Origin of the sequence: Rhodococcus sp. UYP9, from assembly GCF_040547235.1 — a bacterium.
Classification (GTDB): domain Bacteria; phylum Actinomycetota; class Actinomycetes; order Mycobacteriales; family Mycobacteriaceae; genus Rhodococcoides.
Genome location: NZ_JBEPPH010000001.1, coordinates 699,764 through 723,733, shown reverse-complemented (window position 1 = coordinate 723,733; position 23,970 = coordinate 699,764). Strand labels below are relative to the sequence as shown.

Annotated in this window: 25 protein-coding genes; 9 read left to right on the top strand and 16 right to left on the bottom strand. The window is 62.9% G+C overall.

The window, feature by feature from the left end:
* Positions 1-87 precede the first annotated feature (87 nt).
* From ABIB36_RS03405 to ABIB36_RS03390, 4 genes are all read left to right on the top strand, one after another.
* Positions 88-1,008, top strand: coding sequence for a hypothetical protein (locus ABIB36_RS03405; RefSeq protein WP_354559155.1), 921 nt, complete (start codon positions 88-90; stop codon positions 1,006-1,008).
* A gap of 118 nt (positions 1,009-1,126) precedes the next feature.
* Entirely contained in the window at positions 1,127-2,083 is a 957-nt protein-coding gene (locus tag ABIB36_RS03400) for an Hsp70 family protein (protein WP_354559154.1), read from the top strand.
* Between the two features lie 73 nt (positions 2,084-2,156).
* Positions 2,157-3,206, top strand: coding sequence for a fused (3R)-hydroxyacyl-ACP dehydratase subunits HadA/HadB (locus ABIB36_RS03395; RefSeq protein WP_084347350.1), 1,050 nt, complete (start codon positions 2,157-2,159; stop codon positions 3,204-3,206).
* Between the two features lie 117 nt (positions 3,207-3,323).
* Entirely contained in the window at positions 3,324-4,073 is a 750-nt protein-coding gene (locus tag ABIB36_RS03390; RefSeq protein ID WP_354559153.1) for a TspO/MBR family protein, read from the top strand.
* 20 nt (positions 4,074-4,093) lie between these two features.
* Here ABIB36_RS03390 and ABIB36_RS03385 read toward each other — a convergent pair whose 3' ends face one another.
* Both ABIB36_RS03385 and ABIB36_RS03380 read right to left on the bottom strand, forming a co-directional pair.
* A complete protein-coding gene (locus ABIB36_RS03385; protein WP_354559152.1) occupies positions 4,094-4,822 on the bottom strand; it encodes a GAF and ANTAR domain-containing protein in 729 nt (242 codons plus the stop codon).
* A gap of 145 nt (positions 4,823-4,967) precedes the next feature.
* Positions 4,968-5,939 carry an alpha/beta hydrolase family protein gene (locus ABIB36_RS03380; RefSeq protein WP_354559151.1) on the bottom strand — a complete coding sequence of 324 codons (972 nt, stop codon included), beginning with the start codon at positions 5,937-5,939 and terminating at the stop codon, positions 4,968-4,970.
* Positions 5,940-6,459: 520 nt separating this feature from the next.
* Between ABIB36_RS03380 and ABIB36_RS03375 the strand changes: the two genes are divergently transcribed.
* A complete protein-coding gene (locus tag ABIB36_RS03375; protein WP_354559150.1) occupies positions 6,460-7,320 on the top strand; it encodes a 3-hydroxyacyl-CoA dehydrogenase in 861 nt (286 codons plus the stop codon).
* 181 nt (positions 7,321-7,501) lie between these two features.
* On the opposite strand, the gene ABIB36_RS03370 is transcribed toward ABIB36_RS03375, so the two are convergent.
* The 11 genes from ABIB36_RS03370 to ABIB36_RS03320 all read right to left on the bottom strand — a co-directional run bounded on the left by ABIB36_RS03370 (position 7,502) and on the right by ABIB36_RS03320 (position 16,669).
* Positions 7,502-7,882, bottom strand: a complete 381-nt coding sequence (locus ABIB36_RS03370) for a histone-like nucleoid-structuring protein Lsr2 (RefSeq protein WP_084347358.1) — start codon at positions 7,880-7,882, stop codon at positions 7,502-7,504.
* Positions 7,883-8,107: 225 nt separating this feature from the next.
* Positions 8,108-8,644, bottom strand: a complete 537-nt coding sequence (locus ABIB36_RS03365; protein WP_354559149.1) for a hypothetical protein — start codon at positions 8,642-8,644, stop codon at positions 8,108-8,110.
* The gene (locus ABIB36_RS03360) at positions 8,641-8,910 is read right to left on the bottom strand and encodes a metal-sensitive transcriptional regulator (protein WP_084347360.1); all 270 of its coding nucleotides are present in this window, start codon (positions 8,908-8,910) and stop codon (positions 8,641-8,643) included. Before ABIB36_RS03360 ends, ABIB36_RS03365 begins: the two co-directional genes overlap by 4 nt.
* Before the next feature lie 124 nt (positions 8,911-9,034).
* Positions 9,035-9,445: a DUF302 domain-containing protein gene (locus ABIB36_RS03355; protein ID WP_084347362.1), complete on the bottom strand. Its 411-nt coding sequence runs from the start codon at positions 9,443-9,445 to the stop codon at positions 9,035-9,037.
* Positions 9,446-9,484: 39 nt separating this feature from the next.
* A complete protein-coding gene (locus ABIB36_RS03350) occupies positions 9,485-9,706 on the bottom strand; it encodes a YgaP-like transmembrane domain (protein WP_084347364.1) in 222 nt (73 codons plus the stop codon).
* Positions 9,707-9,735: 29 nt separating this feature from the next.
* Positions 9,736-11,895 (bottom strand): MMPL family transporter, encoded by a 2,160-nt coding sequence (locus tag ABIB36_RS03345; protein WP_502944863.1) that lies wholly within the window; start codon positions 11,893-11,895, stop codon positions 9,736-9,738.
* Positions 11,896-12,017: 122 nt separating this feature from the next.
* Positions 12,018-13,034: a zinc-binding dehydrogenase gene (locus ABIB36_RS03340; RefSeq protein ID WP_354559148.1), complete on the bottom strand. Its 1,017-nt coding sequence runs from the start codon at positions 13,032-13,034 to the stop codon at positions 12,018-12,020.
* Entirely contained in the window at positions 13,031-13,852 is an 822-nt protein-coding gene (gene phnE / locus ABIB36_RS03335; RefSeq protein WP_354559147.1) for a phosphonate ABC transporter, permease protein PhnE, read from the bottom strand. Before phnE ends, ABIB36_RS03340 begins: the two co-directional genes overlap by 4 nt.
* The gene (locus tag ABIB36_RS03330) at positions 13,849-14,643 is read right to left on the bottom strand and encodes a phosphonate ABC transporter ATP-binding protein (protein ID WP_354559146.1); all 795 of its coding nucleotides are present in this window, start codon (positions 14,641-14,643) and stop codon (positions 13,849-13,851) included. Before ABIB36_RS03330 ends, phnE begins: the two co-directional genes overlap by 4 nt.
* Positions 14,640-15,548 (bottom strand): phosphate/phosphite/phosphonate ABC transporter substrate-binding protein, encoded by a 909-nt coding sequence (locus tag ABIB36_RS03325; protein WP_354559145.1) that lies wholly within the window; start codon positions 15,546-15,548, stop codon positions 14,640-14,642. The genes ABIB36_RS03330 and ABIB36_RS03325 overlap by 4 nt, the downstream gene beginning before the upstream one ends.
* A gap of 23 nt (positions 15,549-15,571) precedes the next feature.
* Positions 15,572-16,669: a TIGR03364 family FAD-dependent oxidoreductase gene (locus ABIB36_RS03320; RefSeq protein ID WP_354559144.1), complete on the bottom strand. Its 1,098-nt coding sequence runs from the start codon at positions 16,667-16,669 to the stop codon at positions 15,572-15,574.
* 170 nt (positions 16,670-16,839) lie between these two features.
* Here ABIB36_RS03320 and ABIB36_RS03315 point away from each other — a divergent pair, with 170 nt between their 5' ends.
* Both ABIB36_RS03315 and ABIB36_RS03310 read left to right on the top strand, forming a co-directional pair.
* The gene (locus ABIB36_RS03315; RefSeq protein WP_218775720.1) at positions 16,840-17,583 is read left to right on the top strand and encodes a GntR family transcriptional regulator; all 744 of its coding nucleotides are present in this window, start codon (positions 16,840-16,842) and stop codon (positions 17,581-17,583) included.
* Positions 17,580-18,275: a phosphonatase-like hydrolase gene (locus tag ABIB36_RS03310; protein WP_354559143.1), complete on the top strand. Its 696-nt coding sequence runs from the start codon at positions 17,580-17,582 to the stop codon at positions 18,273-18,275. The genes ABIB36_RS03315 and ABIB36_RS03310 overlap by 4 nt, the downstream gene beginning before the upstream one ends.
* Here the strand turns inward: ABIB36_RS03310 and ABIB36_RS03305 are convergent.
* A complete protein-coding gene (locus ABIB36_RS03305) occupies positions 18,272-18,892 on the bottom strand; it encodes a TetR/AcrR family transcriptional regulator (RefSeq protein ID WP_256895688.1) in 621 nt (206 codons plus the stop codon). The genes ABIB36_RS03310 and ABIB36_RS03305 overlap by 4 nt on opposite strands.
* Positions 18,893-18,929: 37 nt before the next feature.
* The gene (locus ABIB36_RS03300; protein ID WP_084347376.1) at positions 18,930-20,594 is read right to left on the bottom strand and encodes a class I adenylate-forming enzyme family protein; all 1,665 of its coding nucleotides are present in this window, start codon (positions 20,592-20,594) and stop codon (positions 18,930-18,932) included.
* Positions 20,595-20,812: 218 nt separating this feature from the next.
* Between ABIB36_RS03300 and ABIB36_RS03295 the strand changes: the two genes are divergently transcribed.
* Together ABIB36_RS03295 and ABIB36_RS03290 are read left to right on the top strand one after the other, a co-directional pair.
* Positions 20,813-22,129: an MFS transporter gene (locus ABIB36_RS03295; protein ID WP_354559142.1), complete on the top strand. Its 1,317-nt coding sequence runs from the start codon at positions 20,813-20,815 to the stop codon at positions 22,127-22,129.
* A 24-nt stretch (positions 22,130-22,153) separates the two neighbouring features.
* A complete protein-coding gene (locus ABIB36_RS03290; RefSeq protein WP_354559141.1) occupies positions 22,154-23,137 on the top strand; it encodes an NADPH:quinone oxidoreductase family protein in 984 nt (327 codons plus the stop codon).
* Positions 23,138-23,254: 117 nt separating this feature from the next.
* On the opposite strand, the gene ABIB36_RS03285 is transcribed toward ABIB36_RS03290, so the two are convergent.
* Positions 23,255-23,956, bottom strand: coding sequence for a type 1 glutamine amidotransferase domain-containing protein (locus tag ABIB36_RS03285; RefSeq protein ID WP_354559140.1), 702 nt, complete (start codon positions 23,954-23,956; stop codon positions 23,255-23,257).
* Between the last annotated feature and the right edge of the window lie 14 nt (positions 23,957-23,970).

Genomic DNA, 23,970 nt, shown 5'->3' with positions numbered 1-23,970 from the left:
AAAACCGGAAGGCGACTGTATTCTTAGCCTCAAAACCTTTCGAGTAATAGAAATTTTCGGGGTAAACGGGAAGGGGGGAAGTCTGTCGTGCGTATAGCTCTCGGCGTGCATGTCAGTACCTTCGAGGTGACGGCTTCCCTGGTCGACGTGGATCTGCCCGATCTCGGGCCGGTAGCTACCCGCGTCGTGTCGGTGGAAGCGGTGCCCGACGGTATCGGCCAGGCTGTTGTCGCAGCACTGGGATCGACCAGAATTCAAGCCATGCAGAGCGGTCTCACGGTCACCGGTGCTGCCGTCGTCTGCGAGAACGCGATGCAGTGCCAGATAGTCATCGACGCGGTCGCTGCGTCCGAGGTGCAACCGCTGATCGTCGTCGACATCTTCGATTCCCACCTCGTCGACGGGCTACCACCCGAAGTCGCTGCAGCACTGCTGGTCGGCGTACTGGATCCGGTGAGTCCGGCCCGACGCACCGTGGCGTCGTCCGGTCCTCGTCGCGGGATCTGGCAGGTCGCTGCGGTCGGAGCCTTGATGTTGGCGGCGCTCGGGGGAGTCAGCGCGTTGGCGATGACGGTGGATCCTGCGGTGGACACCAGAACGGTCATCCCCGCAGACTCGGTCGATACGGCGGACACGCCGTACGCGACGTCGACTCCGACGACAGACGATACGGCTCGTCCGGCAGAGGTAGCGCAGACAGCCCCGGATCCCGTGGAAAACCCTGCTGTCAGGCCCGAATTCGTACCGCCCGTTGGTGTTTCACGACCCCCCGCCGCAGGGGCCGAACGCCCGCGACCGAATCTTCCGCCGGGTGCGACGATCGCGCCAACCCTCGCGCCCACGACCACGTCGGTGGTCACGCCGACATCGCCCGGAGGCGGCGTCGAACCGACGGACGTGGAACAGCCTCCGGCGGAAACGTCGGTCGTGCCCACCCCGGAGCCCACGACCACCACGATCACACCCATATCGACGACGCCGGAGGAGCCCGAAACGCCTCCGGAGTAATAGCGCGGGAGTCTGAAACATACTTCAGGAATCTTCGAAGGTATCGAAGCCTACCCATGGACTGATTTCACGGCTATGGTCTCTACATCTAGTCGGTCATAGTGAAGTCGAGGAAGCCATGAAAACGGTGCTTGGGGTGTCAGTGGGCTCTTCGGCCGCCCGGGCTACAGCTCTCGATACAGCGGACGATTCGGTGTGCTCTGTCAACGTTGCGCGGTTGTTCGAGCCGTCCCAGCACGTCGCCGCTGCTCTCGACCTGTTGGACTCCATGGCGAAGGTGCAGGATGTCGATGCCGCGGATACCGTTCTCGCTGTCCCGGACGATCCAGCGAGCAGGCCCCTGACCTCGGCGTATTCGATGCACAAGGCCGATCGGTTCATGGTCGTCTCCGAACTCGGCGCTCAGCTGAGGTTCCTGCGCGGCAGCGGACAGCTCGAGGGCTTGCGAACGGTCGCACTCTGCGACGTCGGTGCTTCCGGGACCACCGTGTCGATCGCTGATCCCGCCACCGGTGAGGTTTTCAGTTCGGAGCGCACAACTCGATTCGGTGGATCGGTGTGCGATGACGCGGTGCGGAACTATCTACTCGCCACCTACGGCGCCGACGAACTGGTATCCGCCTCGGCACTGGACAGTCTCGCCGTCGCCATTCGGTTCGCGCGTGAGCAGTTGTCGAGCTTGCGCGTGGCGGAGGTGACCGGACCATTCGTCGGCGGCCCGGTTCGACTGTGGCGCAGCTCTTTCGACGACATCGTCGACCGCTCGGTTCGATCGATCGAGGACTGGACTGCCAGTGCCATCGTCGACGCACCGAAGTCGGTCAACGCGCTGGTCATGGTCGGTGGTTGCGCGCATATCCCTTCGCTTCGCCGCGTCTTTCGGCGTGATCTGCGGCTGCCGGTGCTCGTGCCCGATATGCCGGAATCACTGACCGCGCACGGTGCGGCGTTGCTGGCCGCCGATGCATCGCGGGCTCGCTCTCGTCGCCCACTGACGGCAGTGACGCGCATTCCTCCGGTGACGCCGTTCGAACCGGACAGTTACGACGTCGTTCCCCGGCATCGCACTGCCTGACGCCGGCTGTGAACTGCCACAAGGTCGCGGACCTACATGTACTAGCGGCGCTCGGCCCGGTATGTTGCGAGAAATGACTGGAAAAACTTCTGAGAATTTCGATCCAGCGGAGCATGTCCGTGCAATGGTGGGCCTGCACTACCGGGCGAGCGACTTCTACGAGGTGGGGCGCGAAAAGGTACGTGAGTACGCTCGCGCAGTTCAGGATTTCAACCAGGTGCACTGGGACTCCGACGCAGCCAAAGCTCTCGGCTACAGCGGTTTGGCAGCGCCGCTGACCTTCATCTCCCTGGTCGGCACCCTTGCGCAGCGTCGGTTGCTCGAGAAGATCGCGGTCGGATTCGACCTGGGGCAGATGCTGCAAACCGATCAGGTCCTCGAATTCCACCAGCCGATCGTCGCCGGCGATCAGCTGTACTGCGACGTCTCCCTCGACTCCTACAAGGAGGTCATGGGCAAGGACATGATGGTCACCAAGAACATCGTGTCCAATCAGCGCAACGAACTCGTACAGACCACGTACACGACGCTACTGATCGGCCGCGACGGAGATGTCGACTCCGGCATCGTCGAGGCAGCGGAGAATCTGGTGATGCACGGCGCTACGCCGTCGACTGCGCGCGAGAACGCTACCACGCACGAGGAAGAGGAGCAGGTGGAGCATCCACCGCTCGTGCTGGTGGACCATCGCCCGGCGCCTTCGGTGAAGTTCGAGGACGTCACTGTCGGAGATGTGTTGCCGGAGAAGGTATTTAGACTCACTCGTGGCGATCTGGTGAACTATGCCGGTGTCGCGGGGGATGCCAACCCGATCCACTGGAGCGATGGGTTCGCCAAGCTTGTCGACCTGAAAAATGTTCTGGCACACGGGATGTTGACGATGGGTCTCGGCGGCGGTTACATCACTTCATGGTTGGGTGATCCGGGTGCGGTCAAGGACTACACGGTCCGCTTCACCGCACCCATTCCCGTCGATCCGCATCGCGCCGCAGAAATTTTGTTCACGGGCAAGATCAAATCGCTCGACGAGGACAGTCGTACGGCAGTGATTTCGCTGGGCGCGACGTTCGAGGGCAAACGCATCTTCGGGCACCGGGCGACGGCCACCGTTCAACTGGCGTGATCCGAACTTGCGCGGCCGGGTGTCACCTCCCCGGCCGCGCAAGAGTCGTCACCAGCAGAAATGTCGCTCAGTGCTACCTCCCCGTTTGTGAACGGTCGATCCGGGCATTCACCCGCTATGAAGGTCGGGGTAATAGTCAGCGCCATTGCGGCGGTCATCGGCTCGTTCATCGGCTCAGGTGCGTGGATCGGCACTCCCATCGCGGAGGCCGCAGGTGGAGCGCTCAGCGCCACGTCGACGCTCGTCGCGCCTGCTGGGACTGCATTTTCGATCTGGACGGTCATCTACCTAGGATTCTTCGCATACGCGGTGTGGCAGGCGCTGCCCGGGCGAAGTGAGCGCCACCTTCCCCTCCGACTGCCGATTGCGGTGTCCATGCTGCTGAACGCCGCATGGATCCTGACCATTCAGGTGGGATTGCTGTGGCTGAGCGTATTCGTCATCGCTGCGCTGCTCGCGGTCCTCGCCCGAGTATTCGTCCTACTTCGCCAGCAGCCCCCCGAGAACCGGTTGGACGCAGTCATCACGGACGGAACGATGGGCCTCTACCTCGGCTGGGTGTGCGTGGCGACCGTCGCGAACGTGACGGCATGGCTCGTCGACCTCGGCGTCACCGGCGGAGCAACCTTTTGGGCAGTGGCAGTCCTGGTCGTTGCAGCGTTGGTTGCCGTCGGGTTGGCTACGTACTCTTCGGGGGCTCTCGCACCGGCTATCGGGATCGTCTGGGGATTGATGTGGATTGCGCAGGGCAGGCTGGCGGGCGACATTATCAATGCCAGCGTCGGATGGACTGCAGCGATCGGAGCACTGGCGGTGGGAATCTACACCGCCGTGATCAGGAACCCTGCGTCGCGCCCCGCCTCATAGGCGCTGGTGTGCAGCAGTAGCTATGAAGCGTGGGCTTTCGACCGCCAGGCCGGGACGATCCCGGTCGCGGCTATCTCGGCCGCGACCTCCCGCAGCTTGCGGTTGGTGTGCGAGGAGGCCACGACCAGCATGTCGAACGCGGCGTCCCGGGTGAGCTTGTACCGGCTCATGACTATCCCGACGGCGATCCCGATTTCGCGGTTGGTGTCCACCGCCATCGACAGTTGATCGTTGCGGTCGTCGGCGCTGGCATTTTTCAATGCCACGGCGGCATGGTCGGCGTAGATGGAGCAGTCGTAGAGGATCTCGTCGGTGAAGAAGTCCTTACGGGCGCTGTAGAAGCCCATGACACCCAACTCGACGCCGCCGAGAATCAGGTAGAAGCTCGCGGTCGACCGGATGGACGTCTGCTCGGTCATCAGCTCTCGATACTGCACCCACCGCGGATCGTTCTCCGCACCGTTGTTGACGATGGTGCCCTTGGTGGCGAGGACGTCTTTGGTGGCGGACTGCCCCGTGAGATCGGCGATCTTGGCGGCCTCGGCAATCGTTCGTTGGTCGCTGGCCGCAATGATCCGTATCCGACCGTTGTCGCGGAGGGTGGTCACCGCAGCGCCGCCGCATCCCAAGGTCGTCACCGCGAGGTCGACGACTCGTTGTGCCGTCGGGCCTGCTCCGGGGTATTGCGCCAGGTCCCAGGACAGCGATGCGAATCGGTATCCGGCGTGCTCCGAATCGATGGTGTTCATGTCCAGCCGCCTCCCTGATACATCAGAACGTCCCTCGCTCTGCCGGATAAACCCCTCGCGAACTTCGCGCAACACATTCTGCCATTGAGTCCAACGGAACTCGACACGAACAGGACTATAGAGACAGTTCCCCCGCTGGTTGGCGCTATGGCTGACTACCGAATATCTGGCGGGTATGGAGTTCTTGGATCGAACCAGCTGCGCACTGCGGATCCCGCGACCGGCTTGCATGCCGTCGGCGCGCTGCACCGCCCCGCCGGGGTGGTCGTAGGAACAGATCGGTGCACGCAAACCCCTCGCTGTCGATCGCGGTGAGCAAGCGGTTGTCGACGCGCGATCGGAACCGACCTGTCCTAGAGGCCGTCGAGCCAATCGAACATGCGCTCGTCGGTGAGCTGGCGAGCCATCGTTGGCTGTGAAAATTGGCGCCGTCCACTGCGGTGAATCGGCTCGACTCCACCGGACCGCCCGTGCCGTCGGCGAGGATCTTCGACTGCCCGGGCCAGAACTGCTCGTCGTCCGGGTCGGTAACGAACAGTGGCGTCGTGATCCGAGCAGCTTCGGCGGCGTCGAGGGTATAGCGATGCACTTCGGTGATCGTGTCGAAATAGCTGGCCTGGGTGTAGGGGCGGGCACGAAAGTTCCACGTCCGCAACGTCTGTGGCGACAATTTCATGCCGAGGCCCATGTCCCGGTCGAAGGCCTCCTTCTTGCCCGTATGGAAGAGCTTCATCAAGGAGTTCGGGATGCTCGCAGTCCAGGATGCGCTGACATCGACCACACCAGAGTCGAGAATGGCTGCGGCGATGCGATGCTCGAAGGCCAAGGCCCGCGCTCCCCAGAAACCTCCCTGGCTGATCCCGTAGAGGACGATGCGGCGTGGGTCGACGTCGGGACGCTCCAGAAGATAGTTCACGACGGGTGTGACCACGGCTTCCCAGTCGGGCCGGAAGCCGAGCCCTCGTTCGAACAGCATCGACTGCTGCCCCGGCCCGTCGAACATCAGCGCGTTGTATCCGCGAGCCAAGGCGGTCGCCGCACCGTGGCTCCACAGTGAGCTGAGAGCACCATCACTGCCGTTGACCATGAGGAACGTCGGTTGCGGCGGCGTGCCCACGGCGTCGGCGGAGAAGAAATACCCGGGTAGCGTTGTCTCCTCGTACGGGATGTCGACGCGTTCGACCCGCGTTTGATCATCGAATTGTGCTGTGTAGCAATAGGGGACCGGTATTACCGACGACGGATCGGTTCACGGGCTTCTTTCCTTTGCGAGGCAGGCCATCAACTTGTCGAATGATTTTAGTCGACCCTTGCTTCACCTGCAGGGAAACCGGAATAGTGCAGACGGTTGGCCCAATCTGCGGACCTGTGTGTCACCGGTCATACGTCCGTATTGGAATGAACCGAATCCCGCCTGTGTTGGTAGTACGTTGATGGACAAAGAGTTTCGCCGACGATCGCATCCGCGCCGGATCTCTCGAACTTTCGACGCTCGGTCTCGAATCGGGAATCTGGCGTATGTTGAAAGGTGGCCGAACTCCGCAGGAGCTAGCGTGTGTGCCACACCCTCTCCGGCGGTGAATCTTTGACCTCGCTTAGGTGAACGATGACAAATGAACTGCAGAGGAGACCATCAGATGACTGACATCACCAACGTGACGGTATTGGGGACGGGCGTTCTAGGTTCGCAGATCGCGTATCAGACTGCATACCATGGATTTTCGGTGGTCGCATACGACATCGACGAGGCGGCGCTGGACAAGGCGAAGGTACAGTTCGACAAGCTGGTCAAGGTGTACACCAAGCAGGTCGAAGGTGCGGCCGACGGCAAGGCAGAGGCCGCGCTCGAGCGGATCACTCTGTCGTCGAACCTGAAGGAAGCTGTACAGGCCGCGGACCTGGTCATCGAGGCCGTTCCCGAGAATCTCGACATCAAGCGCGACACCTACACCAAGATCGGCGGTTTCGCCCCCGAGCACACGATCTTCGCGACGAACTCTTCGACGCTGCTTCCCAGCGACTTCATGGACTCCACCGGTCGTCCGGAGAAGTTCCTCGCGCTGCACTTTGCCAACCAGATCTGGGTCCGCAATACCGCCGAGGTAATGGGCACGTCGAAAACCGACCCGGCTGTGTACCGGACAGTCGTCGACTTCGCATCCGCAATCGGCATGGTCCCGATCGAGCTGAAGAAGGAACAGCCTGGTTACGTGCTCAATTCCCTCCTCGTACCGTTCCTCGACGCGGCCGGACTCCTCCTCGTCGACGGAGTCGCCGATCCGGAGATGATCGACAAGACGTGGCGCATCGCCACCGGCGCGCCGCTCGGCCCATGTCAGATCTACGACATCATCGGACTCACTACGCCGTACAACATCGCCTCTCAGGGCAACGAAGACCAGCGACGGTTGGCTGCTTTCCTGAAGGAGAACTACATCGACAAGGGGAAGCTGGGCATCTCCACCGGGGAAGGTCTGTACAAGTACCCGAAGAGCTGACCTGCTTTGCGCGGCCGTCCCCTGATCGCTTGAATGGCGCCCTCGAGTTATCTGATCGTATGAGTGGACCATTGAAGCGATGGGGGCGGGGGCAGCACACAATACCGAAAGATATTTTGGGTGTTCTCCTGCAGATTCGAGGCGCCTGGCTGGCCAGTAGGCAGGCCAGGCGCGTCGGAATCTAGCTGACGTTTGCTGTTTCGTATGCTTCGACGATGTCGGCGGGAATGCGTCCGCGGTCGTTGATCTCATAGCCGCTGTCCGACGCCCACTGGCGAATTGCGCGGGTTTGAGCGGGGTCGCGCTTGGTCGTAGGCGCCGATGAAGATGCGGCCTTCGGGGCGACGCCGGCCGACGCTACTTTGCGCTTGCGGCCGCCGACGCGGGTTGCGTGTCCGACGTACAGTTCGAGTCGCTTGCGGAATTCGTTGGCGTTCTTGGTTTTCAGGTCGATGACGTAGTCGACGCCGTCGAGGGAGAACTCGATCGATTCGCCTTCGCCTTCGTCGATTGCTGTGCCGTCGATGTCGTCGACCAATTCATAGATTACTTGCTTCGCCACGGTGCGAGATCCCTTCGAGGTGTGTATTCCTCCCGAGAGTAGCGAATAAATGCGCTTGGTGCGAAAACTGAGAATGGACCGATATGCCCGTTTTCGCGGGTGTAAAAGAGTGGGTGATGTTCAATCGCTAAGTATCGAGCTATTCCCCAGTGCATTCACTAGTTAGAATTACCAGAGTTGCCGATAAGTAGTTGTTGCGGCCCATAGAATTACGCCCACGCGGGCTCAGAATTGCTGCACGAACCGGTACCAATCACCATCGTATCTTTCGTATCCGATGTCTCCGTCGCGCCGCGGTTCGCCGAGGTAGGGCGCGCCGTCCGGTAGGTAGGCCAAGCCGATCGAGTCGATGAGGCCGCCCACGATGAAGAACAGGCATCCGCTGTCGGTGGGGCGGACCGAACGGACCGCGTATGCCCCGATTCGGCGGGTGTCCGTGGATTTCGTGCAGTCCTGGGCGACGGTTTCCAGTGCGCCCTGCGATACCGCGAATGCGCCTTTCGACGGTACGGATAACAAGACGAGTGCGGCTGTGACGATGACGATGGCCGGTGCAACTGCGGTCCATCGCAGCGAATGGTATTTGAACCACCCGATCAGTGCCAGTACGAGCCATAGTGCGCCCAGGAACAGCAAGACGGCAGAGGCCAGTGCGTAGACGGGGAAGAAGACGACTGGCGGCGTGAAGGTGGAGATGATCACTGCGCACACCACTGCTACCAGTGCCGCGAGGGTCCCCGTCAACCACTTCCAGACGGTCAAGCCAGTGCGAGGAATAGCTTCTCGAGTTCGGCCTCGGTCATCGGTTCGGTGTTGTCGGCGGTCTCGCCGGTGATGCATTCGCGTAGCCCGGTGGCGACGATTTTGAATCCGGCTTTGTCGAGGGCGCGGGAGACGGCGGCGAGCTGGGTGACGACGTCTTTGCAGTCGCGTCCGTTTTCGATCATGCCGATCACGCCGGCGAGTTGTCCGTGCGCGCGTCGCAGTCGGTTGAGTACCAATGCGATGCTGTCTTGGTCGCCGTTCATGTCGGACTCCTTATGATTGTGCTGGGTGTGCCCCCCAATGGTACCCCTGGGGGCATCTTCGGGAGTGGGGTGTCGAACGAGGGGCGGTCAGGATGAACCCAGCCGCCCCCGAACGCTGCTTGGATCAGGAGTTCTTGCCGCCGAGAGCGGAGATCGCTGCCTGCAGCTTGGTCGTCGCTTCCTGTGCGACGGAGGACAGTTCGGCTTCGCCGGTGACCTCGACCATGATGGCGGGGTTCATTGCCTCGACGAGGAACGATCCCGCGGTGGTGGTGTCGGCGCGGACGAGGACGTTGCAGGGGAGTAGCAGCCCGATCTGGGGCATGACGCCGACCGCGCGGTGCGCGAGGTTCGGGTTACAGGCGCCGAGGATCAGGTACTGCTCCATGTCCTCGCCGAGCTTGGCTTTCAGGGTGGCCTGCATGTCGATTTCGGTGAGGACGCCGAAGCCTTGCGCGGAGAGTGCTTCTTTGGTTTTGGCGACGGCAGTGTCGAAGTCGGTATCGGTCAATGTGGTCGATAGTGCAATGTTCATGAGTGGTTCCTTTCGGTTGTGAGTGGCACTGTTGAAGGCTTACCCGTTACGAAGACTGGGCACGCCGGCTTTGGAGAGAAGCAGGCTCGCCGGGCACCATCCGACTGCAGCGTAGAGGCCCAGGTTTGCCGCGGCGAAGGCGCTCAGGAACCGCCAGCGCGGGGAGCTGGTTTCGCCGAGGACCAGACCGGTGGTGACGACGGCGGCCGCGAGGGCGGGAACGGTGCGTTCGATGGGCCAGCCCGAGAACTTGTCGATCATGTTGCGTCTCCGATCTTCTGTAAAAAATGTCAGTGGGAAAAGCTGATGGACGGTAGGACCTTGCGGAGCCATGCTGGTGACCACCAGGCTGCGTGTCCGGTCAGGCGCAGCAGCACGGGGAGCAGGATGAGCCTGATCAGCACTGCGTCGAGTAGGACGGCGACGCCGAGGATGATGCCCATTTCTTTCGGTGGTAGCGGGTCGGAGAGCGCGAAGGTGAAGAACACCGCGACCATGACCGCTGCTGCCGCGAGGATGACGCGACCGGAGTGGGCGAGGCCGTCGACCTGGGCGATCTTTGCGTCACCGGACTTCTCGTAGTGCTCTTTCGCGGTGGCGAGGAGGAAGACGGTGTAGTCCATGGCGATGGCGAAGATCATCGCGAAGAAGAACACCGGTCCCCAGCCGTCGAGGAAGCCCTGTGGGGTGAAGCCGAGCAGTGACGCGCCGTGACCGTCCTGGAAGATCAGCTTCGCGACACCGAATGCGGCGGCGGTGGACAGCAAGCTGACGACGGTACCGAGCACCGCGATCAACGGAGCTTGCAAAGCGACGAGCAGGAGGATGAACCCGAGGACGAGGATGATGCCGATCACCAGCGGCAGGTAGTCGTTCAGGGCCTGCTGCAGGTCCAGGTTCTCCGCCGGTGCGCCGCCGACCAATGCGGACTCCGGAAGCTCGGCGCGGAGGTCGGTGAGGATGGTGCCCATCGCTTCATCCGAAGGGTCGACCGTCGGAAGTGCTTGTAGCAGTGAGTATCCCGATCCGTCCATGGCGGGTTGGGGTGGGGTGACCATGGCGATTCCGTCGACGCCTGCTGCCGCTGACGCGGTCTGTTGGGCATCGGCGTCGGTGACGACTATCTGCAGTGCGCCGGGTGCGCCGTCGCCGAACTGTGTCTGGACCAGTTCGTAGCCTTGGCGGACGGGTGCGTCCTCGGGGACGACGGCGATGGACGGCATCGCGACCTTGAGTCCCAGGACGGGCAACGCGAGTGTGATCAAGATGCCGACGGAGACGACTGCGAACGGCCAGGGGTGCTTGTGGAGCAGTTCGCCCCAGGCCGCGAACTTCGGCGAGCGGTGCGTTTGGCGTTTGGCGTAGGGCAGTGAAGCGGCGTTGACCTTGTGGCCGAGGGCGCCGAGTGTCGCCGGTAGCAATGTCAGGGTGGCGACGAGCACGAAGAACACTGCGAGCATGATTCCGACGGCCATCGTCCGCACCGCAGGGGCAGGGACGAGTAGGACGGCGGTGAGGCTGACCAGCACGGTCAGGCCGGAGAGCACCACTGCTTTACCGGCGGTGTCCATGGTTTCAGCGACCGCGGCCCGCGGATCGGACTTGCGTAGGGCGTCACGGAACCGGGCGACGATGAAGAGGGCGTAGTCGATTCCGAGGGCGAGCGCGAACATCATTGCGAAGTTCATCGCCCACACCGAGATCGGCGTGACCTGGTTCAGGAGCACGAGGCCACCTGCGGAGGCGACGAGTCCGGCGACGGTCAGCAGCAACGGGAGGCCTGCGGCGACGAGGGAGCCGAACGCGAGCACCATGATCGCCAAAGTGACTGGCCAGGAGATCAATTCGGCCTGGATCATGGCGTCGTGGTTGGCTTTGTTGAAGTCCGACCACAGTGCGGAAGATCCAGTGGGGTAGACCTCGATGCCGTCGCCGGATAGCGCGGTCAGGTCCTCTTTGACGTCGTCGACGGCTTTGACCATGTCGTCGGTGCTGGCATTGGCGCCGGCGATGACGATGCCGGTGTGCTGGTCGGGGCTGATTGTCATGCCTGGTTGTGGGGCGATGATCTCGCCGAACCGGGCGTCGCCGTCGAAGACTCCGGTCACCGCGGCGAGTGTCTGCTGCACCGCGGGGTCGTCGATGGTTGTGGTGTCGGAATGCACGACGACCTGCACTGCGGCCGAGGAGTTACCGCCGAAGTGTTCTTGCGCCAGCTCGCGGACCTGAACGGATTCGGAGCCGTTGGCCTGCCATCCCGCTCCGGCGAGGGAGGTGAAGACCGACGGCGCGGCGGACCCGAGGGCGACGAGAGCGATGAGCCAGACCCCGAACACCCATCGGCGACGGGTGACCATCGTGCTGCCCAGTCGGCCGAGTATGCCGGGCGGGCGGTGCTGTTGTTTTTCCGATTCACGACGTGAATCCGGAACGGTGTCCGACTCGGACATCAGCTACTCCTATACGGGTGGGGGGTATGCGACCAGCAGCGGTCAGCGGTGGTTCTGTCGCTCCACTGTCGCACATACCGAGGGGGGTATGCAAGTACCCCCGGGGGTACCCCACCTGTGGGCTAGCCGACGGCACCCCGCACAGCGGACCGTCCGGAGTCGAAGGCAGCGTCGATCTCCTCGAGTGGATGAGGTACTCCGACGGCCGCAGCCAGTAGCTGCGCCGCCGGTGTGCGCTGCAAGAACTCCACCGCTTCGACGAGGTCGGCCGGCGCGTAGTTGTGGCTTCCGGCGATGGTGACGAGGTTCCGCACCAGATGTTCAGGATCGAATTCGACCGCTGAACTGGGGAACACCGATCCCACCAATGCGATCCGCCCACCCAAGCCCACCACGTCGAGTGCAGCGGCGACGGAAGACGAGCTCCCGGACATTTCGAAGATCGCATCGGCTCCGCGGGCCGCGTCGGGTAGCTCTTCCGGCGCGCACACCGCGGTCGCACCGATTTCCGACGCCGATGCTCGACGGGCCGGGTCCGGATCGCAGGCCATCACCGATACGGCCTCGCGGTCGAGGGCGTAGGCCACAGCTGTCAGCCCGAGCATGCCGCAGCCGAGGACCACCACGGCGTCACCCGCGGTGAGCCCGATTCGGCGTGCCGCGCAGACGACGGTGGCGGTGGCGCAGCCTGCGGGGGCGAGGAGCGTCGCGGGCAGATCTTCCGGGACGACGACGGCGCGCGTCCCGGCGAGGAGGTGTATGTGAGTTGCGAAGCCGCCGTTGAGAGTCCACCGGTCGCTGATTGCGGTGTGCCCGTATTTGCGGAGGTCGACGCATTTCTGCGGTATCCCGCGCAGGCATCTCCGGCAGGTTCCGCAGGCTGTGCCGACGGTCCACACCACGCGATCTCCGACGGCGACGGTCGCGTCCGCGCCGATGTCGACTACGCGTCCGACACTTTCGTGCCCGAGGACGGTGGGAACCGGTGTGCTGCGATGCCCGGCGACGGTGTGCAGGTCGCTTCCGCACACCGTGGACAGTTCGATCTCGACGAGGACTTCACCGTCATCCAAGTCCGGGAACGGCACCTGCTGCAGGGAGAACGAGGTCCCCGACCACACGGCCGCGAGAGCGGTCATGCCCCGAGGCGCTTGCGCACTGCACCGCTGAGCAGGTCGACGGCGACGACGAGCACCAGAACCATCAGGATGTAGGTCATCATTTCGTCGAAACGGAACAGTGAGATCGACTGGTTGATGAGAAATCCGATACCGCCCGCGCCGACCAGTCCGAGAACGAGCGAGGACCGGACGTTGACGTCGAGCCGGTAGAGCAGCAGTCCGACGAACTGCGGAACGACCGTCGGCAGGACTACATGTACCGCCACCTGCGTGCTCGACGCGCCGGCGACGCGTAGTGCGTCGATGGGTCCCTGATCGATCTCTTCCATCGCCTCCGACCACAGCTTGGCCATCACTCCGGTGTTGTGCAGGATGATCGCCAGCACACCAGCGAACGGTCCGAGCCCGACGGCGGTGACGAAGATGAGCGCGAACACGATGTCGGGAACCGCGCGCAGGAACGACATGACGGCGCGAGCGGCCTGATATACGAACGGGTTTCGGTTCGTCGACCGTGATCCGAGTACGGCGAACAGGATCGAGAACGGGATGGAGAACGTCGTGCCGACGAGTCCGATCGCCAGCGTGACCAGGCATGCCTGAATGCCGGGTTGCACGACGGTCGTCCACGAAAAGTCCGGTGGGAAAGCAGAACCGAGGAACGACGCGATGCCCTGCCACCCGCTGATGAGAGCGGTGGCGGACACCTCGGTTTCCTCCACTGCCCAGATGTGCACGACGATCAAACCGAAGACGAGGGCGGCGCCCCCGATCAGACCCATTCGGCGACGCGGGTGCGGTGGGACCTCGAGGCGTCGAACATCGAGAGTGGTCATCGTTCAACTCTTTCGGAGGGGCTGTAGAGCGCGGCGACGGTGTCGTCGTCCAGCTCGTAGGCCCCGCAGGAGAAGGAGATCCGGCCCTGATCGAGCCCGACCATGCGATGGCAGTGCCGTCGCGCAAGATCGGGTTGATGCAGTACCGCGGCGACGGCGATGCCGTCGGAGGCCAAGGACTGCAGCAGCGTCATGACCTGCTCGGCGGAGGCTGGGTCGAGGGCCGAGACGGGCTCGTCGGCGAGGAGGACGGGCGCTCGTTGGCACAGTGCACGGGCGATGGCGACGCGTTGTTGTTGGCCGCCGGAGAGTCGGTCGGCGCGGTCGTGTGCTCGGTCGGCGAGGCCGACGCGGTCGAGGCATCCCATCGCCTCCTCCCGCAGCGCGCGCGGGAATGCGAGGGTGGACCACGACCGGCGGAGCGACAACCTGCCCAGCGCGCCCGCGCAGACGTTGTCGAGGACCGATCTGCGTCCGACGAGATGAATCTGCTGAAACACCATGGCTGCCTTACGGACACGGCCGTGATTCAGTGCGGATTCGCCGCCGATGTCGATACTGCCGCCGTCCACCGACGTCAGGCCTACGACGCATCGCAGCATCGTCGACTTGCCGGATCCGTTGGCGCCGAGGATGCCCACCAGTTCCCCGGCGTGCACGTCGAGGTCGACGCCGTGCAGGACGGTGCGGTCACCGAAGGAAGTTCGCAGCGCGCGGATCGACAACGCGGGGGCATTACGCTCGAAAGCAACTGCGTCCCTTACTGTTTTAGGCAACACGTCGGCGTTCATTCCGCGTCCTTGGAGGTGAGACCGAGGGCGTCGGCGAGGTCGAACAGTGGCTGATAGGTGCTCTTGTCAACAGGAAGGAGCTGGCCGGCCGGGTCGACGTCGAGCAGAGCGCCCGCCTCGGCGACGGCGTCGGGCGGCAGGTCCATCAGGGAGTCGGCGACGGCTTTCTGGAATTCGGGGCTGGTTCCGCCTGCGACGGTGATGGGGTCGTTGGGGATCGGGTCGGATGTCCACACCTGACGGAACTTCGAGGTGTCGAACTGGCCTTCCCCGGTGGACGTCGCCAGCTGTTGGGAGTTGATCTCGGCGGCGTCGACTTTGCCGTTGGCCAATGCCAGCAGCGCCTCGGGATGTCCTCCGGCGTAGGTGATGTTGACGTCGTCGTCCTTCATTCCGCTCTCGCGCAGCGCCATTCGGGGGAGACCGTCACCCGAGGTCGATCCGGGCTCGGAGAGGGCGAGGGTGCGTCCGCGGAGATCGTCGATCGAGTCGATGTCGGAGTCCTTGGGCACCCAGATCCCGGCGGTGTAGGTCGAGAGCTGACCGTCGGCCGTCCCGAAGGAGGCGAGCGCGCGGGCATCGGCTTCCTGGCTCGCGAAGACGTAACCGAGTGGGCCGAAGACGCCGAGCTCGAGCTGCCCGTTGCGCATGGCGAGGACCTCGGCGGAGTAGCTGTCCACTACGGTCACCTCTACGGGGCAGTTCAACTTCTCCGACAGAGCTTCGCCGACGACCTGGAACGCCGGAGTCAGCTTGGCGGGGTCCTCGAACGGCTCCACACCGAAGCGGATCTTCCCGCCGGGGCAGGTGGGTGTGCTCGCGGCGGAGTCGGAACTGTCGCCACAGGCGGTGAGGGTGAGTGTGAGCGCGGCGATCACGAGGGCCGCGTGGCGGGGCTTGAACATCGGTTCTCCTGGTGGGGTGGGGGTCAGAACGAGTCGAGGACGGTGGGTGCGAGGCCGAGCGCGGTGGTCATGCCGATTCCGGAGGTCACCGACACCACCCGGACGTTCGAGGAGGGGGAGGCAGTGAGGAAGTCGGTGCGGTCGCTGGTGGCGTAGACCCCACGCCACCGGCGCAGGACGGTCAGTGGTGCGCCGAACAGTGATTCGCCCTCGCGCAGAAGGAGTTCGGCGTTGCATTCGTCGTCGAACGGGGTGTGGGTGCGTGCGTAATGGTGAGTGTCACCGAGGACGATCGCGCCGTCGGTGCGTTGGGTGAGCATGAGATTCATGACGGCGTCGAGCAATTCGGGTGAATCTGCCTTCATCCGCGCGCGTACTGCGACGGCAGAAGGCATGGCCGCGAGCCCGTCGTAGCGCAGCATGGACAGTCCGGTGAGTACGGCCGCGTCGATGACGACGTCGCCTGGTGGGGCGACTTCGAGCATCTGCAGGCGGCAGCGTTCGACGTTCCATTCGGCGGCGATGTCGGGGAAGAGTCGGTCGACGTCGTGGCCGACGGCATGAATCATGTTCCGGCCGTGGATCTCCCCGCGCGAGGTGTGCACGGCATTCGTGTCGATACCGGTTACGTGTGTGTTCCAGAAGAATTCGACGCCTTCCGCTGCCAGCCACGCCGCGATCGCCGGCACCGCCTCGCGAGGGTCGACGCGGAGGTCGAGAGGGAGGTGCGCGGCGCCGACGCCGCCGAACGGGCCGGTAGCGGCGCCGAGCGTCACCTGTTCGGATCCGCGTTCGGCCGCGAACTCTTCCAGTACTGCCAGTTCGTCCGGTGCACGGGCGAGCACGAGGGTGCCGCATTCTCGTACCTCGAAGCCCGCCTTGCGTCCGAGCATCAGCCAGCGTTCGCGTGCGGACAGCGCCAGCGTCAGGGCGTGTCCGGATTGTGCTGTGGCGCAGATATGTCCGAAGTTTCGGATGGAGGCGCCGACAGCATGGTCGTCCTGTTCGACGACAGCCACGGACATTCCGCGCAGGACCGCGTCGACGGCATGGGCGAGGCCGACGATGCCGGCGCCGACGACGACGAGGTCGAATCGGTGGTGGGGGGTTCGGTCGATCATCACCTGGACAACAGTTCCCCCTCGGTGACCGGGCGTCAACGGTCCGGAGCGAGTTGTTCGAACAAGTTCACCATGCGTTCATGTCCGTTGTGCAGCATTGTTTCTGCCAGGTTCGAATGGTTAGACTGCGTAGCAACAAAGTTGTTCAATCATGTTGGAGGCCAGCCTCAGTGTCACTTCCGCTGCATTCCCGCGTCGCCGATGCGCTCCGTACACAGATCGCCGACGGCACCCTGCCCGTCGGTGCTCCCATGCCTTCGGAGGCAACGTTGTGCACCACATTCGAGGCCTCACGCGGGACGGTGCGGGCCGCACTGGCTGCGCTCCGTAACGAGGGGTTGATCGCCGGTGGCCGTGGACGTCCACCGGTGGTGTGCGACACCGCCGTCGGGCAATCGTTCGAGACGTTCATGTCGTTCACCGCGTGGGCGGAGGCGATCGGCCGTAAACCGGGTCAGCGCACCCTGGAGATAGCGCGCCGCGCAGCGACTCCGCTGGCCGCAGCCGCGCTCGGCCTGGAGGCAGGCACCGCTGTCGTCGACGTCCTCAGGCTCCGGACACTCGACGGCATGCCCGCGATGCTCGAGCGATCCAGCTTCATCGAATCCGTCGGACGCACCCTGTTCGACTTCGACCCCGACTCCGGTTCCATCTACGCATACCTGATCGGGCAAGGCATCGACCTGCACGAAGGAAGGCACACCATCGATGCCGTCGCCGCCACCGACGTCGACGCGGCGCACCTCGACATCGACCCAGGCGCACCACTGCTACGCGAAAGACGCAGAGCAGTAGACCTTTCCGGTACTCCACTCGAATACGCCGACGACCGGTACCGACCCGACCGCGTCGCGTTTACCATCGACAACACCCGATCCGCGCACGACCTGCGCATCGTCAAGGAGATTTCGTGACCACAACTCGCTCGTTCGACCTCGCCAGCCTCGACATGGCCGGCACCACTGTGGACGAGGGCGGCCTCGTGTACGAGGTGCTCTCCCAGACCGTCGCCGACGCAGCAGACACCCCACTACCCGCCGAACTGCTGGCCGCGTGGAAGGGGACCAGTAAACATGAAGCGATCGCCGGGCTACTCGACGGGCTGGGCGCGTCCACCGATCCGAAGTTCGTGGACGAAGTGTTCGAGGATTTTCGTGCGCGCCTCATCGTCGCCTACCGGCAGACCCCGCCGAAACCGGTGGCGGGTGTGCCCGAGGCCATGCGGGCTTTGCGTGCTCGGGGCGTGAAAGTGGCTCTGCAGACCGGGTATTCCGCGGACATCGCCGACGCCATCCTCGCCGGGATGGGCTGGACCGTCGGGGCGGGGAAGGAAGACGCCGTCGACGCGCTCGTCACCTCCGACCTCGTAGCCGCGAGCCGGCCCGCGCCGTACCTGATCTTCCACAGCATGGAGGCGACCGGAGTCACCGATGTTCGACGCGTCCTCGTGGCGGGGGACACGCCCAATGATGTTCTCGCCGGGCACAATGCGGGTGCTGGCATCGTCGTCGGCGTGCTCAGTGGTTCGTTTGGCGAGGACGAGCTCAGGAAGTCACCGCTCACGCACGTCTTGCCGAGCCTCGCCACTGTCGGTCGGCTGCTCTAGACCTCTGCGCGAACACCGACCGCACCCAACGCGATGGAGACATAGCGCTCAGCTATGTCATCGGGGGTCAAACTGCCGTTCGGTCGATACCAAGACGAGATGGCGACGCCCATGTTTATGATTGCTCGCGAGGCTTCGACCGGATACACCGTGGTGAAGACTCCATCGGTGACTCCGCGGTGGATGATGTCGCGAAACAGTTGCTGTTGTTGATCTCTGAGCGATATCACCAATCTATGGCCGACCGCGTCGAGGCTGCGGATCTCGGTCGAACTGATCAGAGCTTCAGCGGTGTTGCAGGCGTGGAACTGGACCCACGCGCGGACCACCGCCTCGAGTTGCTCCACCGGGGATTGCCCGGCGTTTATCAGCGCCGATTGGGTCCGAGAGATAACGGTTTTCAGTGCACTCTCCATGAGGTACTGGAGGATGTGTTGTTTCGATGGAAAGTGGTGATAGATCGATGCTGCAGTCATGTCCGCGTCCCGGGCAATATCTCGTATCGAAGTGCCATGATAGCCGCGGTTTTGGAAGTTCTTCGTGGCCGCCGCAATGATGGCGTCCCGGCTTGCGGTTGTGTCGGGACGAGTTGGGTAGCGTCGAGTGGGATGGCTCACTGCGTCCCTTTCGTCGGATTCGGTACTCGAGGCTGACCTAGGCATGACGCGGCTCTCTTCGCAGAATTTTTCCGCTTGAAGTTTTCGGAAGTTCTTCGAGGATTATCACAGAGCGAGGGTACTTGTATGCAGCCATTCGGCCGCGGCAGAACTCGATGATCTCCTCGGGTGAGGCTTTGGTTCCTGACAGGAGGGAGACAGAAGCTTGCACGGTCTCGCCGCGGTATTCGTCGGGAATTCCGCGCACCGACGCCTCCCTCACTGCGGGGTGCTGGTACAGGACGTCCTCGACATCCCTCGGGAAGATCTTGTAGCCCCCTGCGTTGATCATGTCCTTGAGCCTGTCGACGACGAAGAGCCACCCGTCATCGGTTGTCTTACCGATGTCGCCGGTATGTAGCCAACCGTCCCGGATCGCGTGGGCGGACTCCTCAGGAAGGTGCCAGTAACCCGGTACGACCATCGGACCGGCGACGACGATTTCACCGATCTCACCATGGCCCAGATCGTGGCCGTCTTCGAGGTCCACGATTCGCACTCGGGCGCCTGGAACTGGAACGCCGACTGACAATGCGCCGGTATCGGGGTCTGTCGGGGCGTCTACATCGGGTGGTCCAAGATGTGTGGGTGATGTCGTTTCTGTCATGCCGTATGCACCGCGAAGAACCCACCCGGTAGAAGCTCGAACACGGTCGAGGAGTGCCTGGCTGACGGATGCGCCCCCGGAGGGGGTCTTCGTCAAGGAAGAAGTGTCTGTGCTCGCGAGAGCGGGATGGGTGCTCAACGCAATGAACGCAGTACTCGCTGCGATCATGAATGTGCCTCGCCACCTTTCGATCGCGCGAAGCGTTTCCTCTGCGTCGAACCTGTGCAGAAGTACGAGGGGTACGCCACTGACGATGTGCGCACCGAATCCTGCGATCAGTCCGGTGATGTGGAATACGGGTGCGACGCCGACGATCACGTCGCGTTGCGGATGCAAATCCCACCACTGACTGAATACTGTCGAACTGTGCACCATGGCGCTGTGCAGGTTCATCGCACCTTTGGACGCGCCCGTCGTTCCGGAGGTGTACGTCAGCATCCCGATATCGTCACCACGAGTGTTCAACGGCGGTGGTCGCTGTCCGCGGTAGGTGTTCATCAGAGATGTCCAGTCGAGCGTCCCCGCGAAGCCCTGTCGTCGACCGATAATGGTGGACATCTTCGGTGAGAGAACGGCATCGGGGGTCATGTCGAGGGGGTGCGTGGTGATCACCGTGTGCAGTTGCAATTCATCTCGAACCTCCGCCACTACGTCGGCGTACAGGCTTTCCAGGCAGAGGAGGACCTTTGCCTCGGAATCGGCTAGGTGATGTGCCAACTCCTTGCTCAGTAGCATCGGGTTCACCGCGGTAGGGACCGCCCCGATCTTCCATACGGCCAGCATCGATACAAGCCATTGAGGATCGTTCTGTAGGTAGATCGCCGCACATTCGCCGCGACGGAGCCCGTTTTCGAGCAGAGCCGAAGCGAGGGCATTCGCGGCGTCTTCCAGGCCCGCGAACGTCAGCGTCACATTTAGATAATGGACGGCAGGATCGGTCGGTCGGGTGTGGACCTGGTGGTCCCACGCTGCCAGCATCGTCGGAAACTGGGTTGTCAATTCTGTTGTGACGCCCTTGGGGTAGTGGATCACCCAGGGGGGCTCGATGACGTCCATTCGATCACCTTTCTCTCTGCTTCGACTGCGTGCGCAGGACCGTCGACCTACCGAGATTGGCACTCGAACGTTCGTTTGTCAATGAAACTGGTAATTGGAACTAAGTCCAGTAAAAACCAGCAACATTGCACCTTTATCGGCTGAACGATTGACAAACGATCGTTCGGGACACATCATTCTGGATGATCTTGCTCACATGCCCACTCGAGGAGTTGTAAGTGTTCGAAGAACAAACCACGACCATCCAACCGGTGGTCCAGTCGGCAGAAAAAACGACGAAAGCACGCAGAGCAGCCATCGCAGGCGGTGTGGGCACGCTGATCGAGTACTACGACTTCAGCCTCTACGGCTACATGGCAGTGATCATCGGGCCGCTGTTCTTCCCGAGCGATCGACCCGTCACCTCGTTGCTGTCTGCTCTGGCGGTTTTCGGAACCGCCTACCTCGTCCGGCCCCTCGGAGGCCTGGTGTTCGGCCACATAGGAGACCGATACGGGCGTAAGAAAGCCCTTATGGCAACACTGATCTGCATGGGTGCGGGAAGCACGGCGATGGGGCTACTCCCCACGCCATCCCACATCGGGATCTGGGCCGCGGTCCTTCTCGTGGCGGTGCGTGTAGTGCAGGGGTTCTCTGCTGGTGGGGAGGTCGGCGGATCCGCGACGTTCATTGCCGAATCGGCGCCGGCGAACCGCAAAGCCACCTATGGCTCATTCACACCACTGGGTGCGACAGGTGGTTTCGCCCTGGCCGCCGCAGTGGCAGGCGTCGTTTCTGCCCTGACAAGCGATAGTCAGATGGAATCGTGGGGATGGAGGATCCCGTTCCTGCTGGCACTTCCGCTCACGCTGTTCTGCCTCTGGGCGCGCACGCGGGTGGAAGAAACATACGATTCTGCCGAAACCGACAAGTCGATCCATTCACCGGCCGGCGCGATCTTCCGACGTCAGCCGAGGGCGCTCGCCCAAGCGGTAGCCATCAGTGCAGCCGTCAACGGAACTGCGTACATCGGTCTGACGTACATGACCATCCATCTGGCCAAGCAGCTCGGATACGACGCCACCCCGGTGTACTGGGTAGCGACGATAGCCATCGGCATCTCGGCAGTATGCATGCCGCTGGGTGGAATGCTCGGCGACAAAATCGGATTGGTGCGACTGATGACCATCGGCTTCGTCGGGTACATCGTGCTGACCTACCCGATGATGAGCATCATGCAATCCAGTTTGCTCGTCGCCACCCTTGCATACGTGGTGATCATGCTGAACACCGTTGCAGCGCAAGTGGGTGCATACACCGTCCTCCCCCAACTCTTCGAGAAGGAATCCCGCTACACCGGAGTTGCTCTTGGCTGGAACTTCGGTGTCATCATCGCCGGTGGCACAGCGCCTTTCGTTGCAGTCTGGCTCGTCGAATACACCGGCGACGTGCAGTCCCCGGCGTACTTCGTCATCGCCCTTGCGATCGTCGGACTGATCGCCCTCTCGACTATTCGGCACAGTCACACCTCTCGTGCCGACCTGCAAGCAAATTGAACCAACGAAACCAGGAGAAGCATCGTGAAAGCATGGCGCATAAACAAACTCGGCGAACCCCGAGATGTTCTCGACATCGAGGAGGTGCCCGATCCAGCGCCAGGAGCAGGGCAGCTACTCGTGCAAGTGCTCGCTGCACCGGCCAATTTTCCCGACGTGTTGTTGTGCCGAGGCGAATATCAAGTCAAGCCGACGTTGCCCTTCACCCCTGGTGTCGAACTCTGCGGCAGGGTCGTCGCGGTCGGAGACGGCGTCACCAGGTTTGCAGTCGGTGACCGAGTGATCGGCACCCCGACCTTGCCCATAGGTAGCTTTGCCGAATTGTCCGTACTGGACGAAGAGAATGCGTTTGCCGCCCCTGTGTCATTGGACGATGCTGAAGCATCTGCGTTGACTATCGGCTACCAGACGAGTTGGTTCGCTCTGCATCGGCGCACCCAGCTGCAGCCCGGTGAGACGCTACTGGTGCACGCCGCGGCGGGTGGCGTGGGAAGTACCGCAGTACAGCTGGGAAAAGCGGCAGGTGCCAAAGTGATCGGTGTCGTCGGCGGTCGAGACAAGGCGGAATACTGTCGCCAACTCGGAGCGGATCTGGTGATCGATCGACGGCGTGAGGACTTCGTCCCACTCGTCAAAGAGTTCACCGACGGCCGCGGCGCCGACGTCGTCTACGACCCCGTCGGGGGCGACTCGTACATGAAGTCCACGAAATGCATTGCATTCGAAGGACGTATCCTCATCATCGGATTCGCCGGCGGCACTATCCAAACCCCCGGGCTCAATCATGCTCTGATCAAAAACTACTCGATCATCGGGCTGCATTGGGGGTTGTACAAGCAATACAACCCTCAAGCGATGCACGAGTGTCATGCCGAGCTGACAAGACTTGCAGATTCTGGTGCTATCAAGCCGATGATCAGTGAGCGGCTGCCCTTTGCTGACGTCGCAGACGGGATTGGACGCCTCGGCGAGGGAAAGACCGTCGGCCGCATCGTATTTCAGTTCTGATGTAGCCTCCGCGAGAACCGGAGACGAGATCTTCCGCGCTCACGAGGATGTTCATCACCCATGGTTGCGTGCAGGAACGGAGCGCCGTGTGGGCGCTCCGTTCCTTTGTCGTACTGGTTACTTCTTCAGCTGCGCGACGATCTTCTCGGCAACCTCGGTGCTCGACTGCGGGTTCTGGCCGGTGACGACGGTGCCGTCGACGACGGAGAACGGTCCCCACGCGGGCCCGACCTTCAGATCGGCGCCGGCGGCGCGGAGCCGGTCCTCGAGCAGCCACGGTGCCTTGTCGGCCAACCCGGCCTGGCGCTCTTCGTCATTGGTGAACCCGGACATCACGCGCCCGGCGAATGCCCATTCGCCGTCCGGCTTCGTCGCGGAGAGCAGAGCGGCGGGGCCGTGGCAGACCGAGCCGATGACCTTTCCGGCGTCGAGCATTGTGATGAGCAGCTTGCCGAGTACCGGGGAGACCGCGAGGTCTTCCATCGGGCCGTGCCCGCCCGGGATGTAGATGGCTGCATAGTCATCGGCCGAGACGTCTTCGAGCTTCAGTGGTGCTGCGAGCTGGTCGTCGATGGCGTCCAGTGCGGCGCGCTGGCGAGCGGATTCGTCTGCGCCACCGGTCGATTCGGGGGCGAGGCTGGTTTCGTCGACCGTCGGGCGGACGCCACCGGGGGTGGCAATGGTGAAGGGGATACCGGCGTCGCGGAAAACGGACAGCGGGCTCAGCAGTTCCTCAGCCCAGAATCCCGTCGGATGGAGGGTGCCGTCGTTGAGGGTCCAATGGTCCGAGCCGGTGACGACGATAAGTACTGAGGTCATAGTTCTACCTTCTT